This is a genomic window from Actinomadura logoneensis, from assembly GCF_003428695.1.
GTDB lineage: Bacteria > Actinomycetota > Actinomycetes > Streptosporangiales > Streptosporangiaceae > Spirillospora > Spirillospora logoneensis.
In genome coordinates this window covers 1-2,772 of record NZ_QURH01000670.1, presented here as the reverse complement: position 1 = coordinate 2,772, position 2,772 = coordinate 1, and the positions used below count along the sequence as shown (strand labels likewise).

Annotated in this window: 2 protein-coding genes; one reads left to right on the top strand and one right to left on the bottom strand. The window is 77.1% G+C overall.

Features of this window, described 5'->3' with window-relative positions:
- Window positions 1–193 precede the first annotated feature (193 nt).
- A complete protein-coding gene (locus DZF91_RS25420; protein ID WP_235834549.1) occupies window positions 194–376 on the bottom strand; it encodes a hypothetical protein in 183 nt (60 codons plus the stop codon).
- Between the two features lie 314 nt (window positions 377–690).
- Between DZF91_RS25420 and DZF91_RS25415 the strand changes: the two genes are divergently transcribed.
- The coding region (locus DZF91_RS25415; RefSeq protein ID WP_117359742.1) for an ATP-binding protein at window positions 691–2,772 on the top strand (2,082 nt) is incomplete at its 3' end.

The window sequence follows — 2,772 nt, the reverse complement described above, 5'->3', positions numbered from 1 at the left end:
CGCCGCGCGGCGCCGCGGCCCGAACCCGCGCCCCCCGGTCCCGGACGCCACCGTGAGCGGCCGGAGCCGCGAGACGAGGTCCGCGGCGAACGGCCGCCGCCGGAGCCGCGTCCAGAACACCGCCGATCACCCCCTGAGGGGGGACCTACCGGCATCCCGGGCAAGCCGATCCTCGCCCCCGGCAATCACCTCATCAATTCTCGGAAACCCGTCCCGGGAGCCCACCGCCCGGCCCGCCGAAACCGCCCCCGCCAGGTGCCTGCTCGGGCGTCATCCGCGCGTCGGCGACGTTCAGCCGCTCCAGCGCCAGCAACCGGTGCATTTCGGACTGTCCGCCGTCCAGCCTCATCCGGCGCACGACCATCAGCCCGACCACGGACGTGAACGACGACCGGTAGCAGCCGGTTCGGCTCCGCGAACACCTCGCGGACGGCGCCGGATCGCACGGGTGGGACACGGCGATCTGCGGTAAGGCTCCGAGGCGCCGAGGGTGGAATCGGAGCGCTCCGTGTGCGGCGCTTGGGCCGGTTACGGACGGTGGGTAAAGCAGCGGAAGATAGTTCTCCGTGGCGAATCGGGGACGCGGTGACCGGCCGGGTGAAACACTCGCGGTGGACGACCCGGACCAGGGACAATCCTTTCCGAGGGCAGCCGATCCGGCGCCGCCGGAGGTCGTGGAGGCCGCTGGGCATGACACCGCCGCACCCGCCGACCGCACCGCCGGTCAGGACGAACCTGCCCGCCGAGCCCAACGCGTTCGTGGGCCGCGAGCGGGACGTCGCCGACCTGCGCGGGCTGCTGGAGACGACCCGCGCCGTGACGCTGTGCGGCGCGGGCGGCATCGGCAAGACCAGGCTCGCCGTGCACGTGGCGCACGGCGTCGTCGCCGCGCACCCGGGCGGGGTCTGGTTCGTCGAGCTGGCCGACATCGCGCCGGGCGGCCCCGCCGACGTCGTGGCGCGGCGGGTCGCGACCGTGCTCGGCGCGTCCGAGGAGGAGGGCCGGCCGCTGGCCGTGACCCTCGCCGACGCGATCGGCGACCGGGCCGTGCTGCTCGTCCTGGACAACTGCGAGCACGTGGTCGCCGAGTGCGCCGAGCTCGCCGGGGCGCTGCTGCCCGTCTGCCCCCGGCTGCGGCTGGTCGCGACGAGCCGCGAGCCGCTGCGCACCGAGGGCGAGACGGTCTGGCGCGTCCCGCCGCTCGACCCGGGCGAGGCCGTGCGGCTGTTCGCCGAGCGGGCCCGCGCCGTCCGGCCCGACTTCGCCCTCACGCCCGAGAACGACGCGGCGGTCGCGGAGGTCGGCCGCGCCCTGGACGGCGTCCCGCTGGCGCTGGAGCTCGCCGCCGCCCGGCTGCGGGTGCTGACGGTCGAGCAGATCGCCGGACGGCTCGCCGACCGGTTCCGGCTGCTCGGCGCGAACGCCCGCACCGCCCCGCACCGGCAGCGCACGCTGCGCGCCGCGATCGACTGGTCGCACGAGCTGCTGGACGACCGCGAGCGCACCCTGCTGCGCCGCCTGTCGGTGTTCACCGGCTGGACGCTCGGCGAGGCCGAGCGCGTCTGCGCCGACCCGGCCGGCCTGGCCGCCGACCTCGCCGCGGACCTCGGCGACACGCACGACCTGGGCGATCTGACCGACCTCACCGACCTGCCCGACCTCCCGGACCTGCCCGAGCTGCCGCCCGACCTGCCCGACCTCCCCGAACTCGACCTGGACGGCGACCCGGAGCCCCCGGCCGGCGGCCTGCCGCGCCGGGGCGTCCTGGACCTGCTCACCGCGCTCGTCGACAAGTCCCTGGTGGTCGTGGGGGACGAGGTCGCGGGGGAGACCCGCTTCCGGCTGCTGGACAGCATCCGGCAGTACGCCGCCGAACGGCTCGCCGAGGCCGGCGAGGAGGAGGCGATCCGCGACCGGCACCGCGACAGCGTGCTGGAGGCCGCCGAGCGGGACGGCGAGCTCGCGCTCGCCGAGGCCCCCGGCGAGTGGGCCGACCGGGTCGCGCTGTTCCACCGCTGCGACGTGGAGCTGGGCAACATCCGCGCCGCGCTCGCCTGGGCCCTGGAACGCGAGGACGTCGAGGGCGGCCTGCGGATCTGCACGGCCCTGCGGTCGTACTGGATCGCGCGCGGACGCGTCCCCGAGTGGGCCCAGTGGACCGACCGGTTCCTCGCCCGCAGCCGCGGCCTGCCCCCGATCGTCCTCGGCCCGGCGCTCGCGGGCCGCGCGCAGCTCGCGCTCAGCGCCCGCGACTTCCCGCGCGCCTCCGGGTTCGCCGAGCGGGCCCTCGACCCGTGCCGCCGCGCCGGGGACGGGTTCATGGCCGCCGCCGCGCTGATCACCCTCGCCGAGACCCACACCCGCGCGGGCCGCTTCGCCGAGGCCGCCGACCGCCTGGACGAGGCCGACGCCCTCGCCGAGGCCCCCGGCCAGGAGTGGAACCGGGGCTACGCGCTGATCGCGCGCGGCTACATGCTCGCCCGCTCCGGACGCGCGCGCGAGGCCGCCCATGTCTACGAGTCGGGGCTCGCGGTGATGCGTGGGATCGGGCAGCTGTGGGGCGCCGCGCACGCGCTGATCGGCCTCGGCCGGATCGCCGAGCTGCGCGGGGACGTCGCGGGCGCGCGCGCCCTGTACACCGAGGCGCTGCCCCCGCTGACGGAGATCCAGGCGCGGCCCGAGCTGGCCCGCGCGCTCGCCGGGCTCGGCCGGGTCGCGCTCGCCGCCGGGGACCTGCCCGCCGCGCGCCGCTCCCTCGCCCGGTCGCTGCGG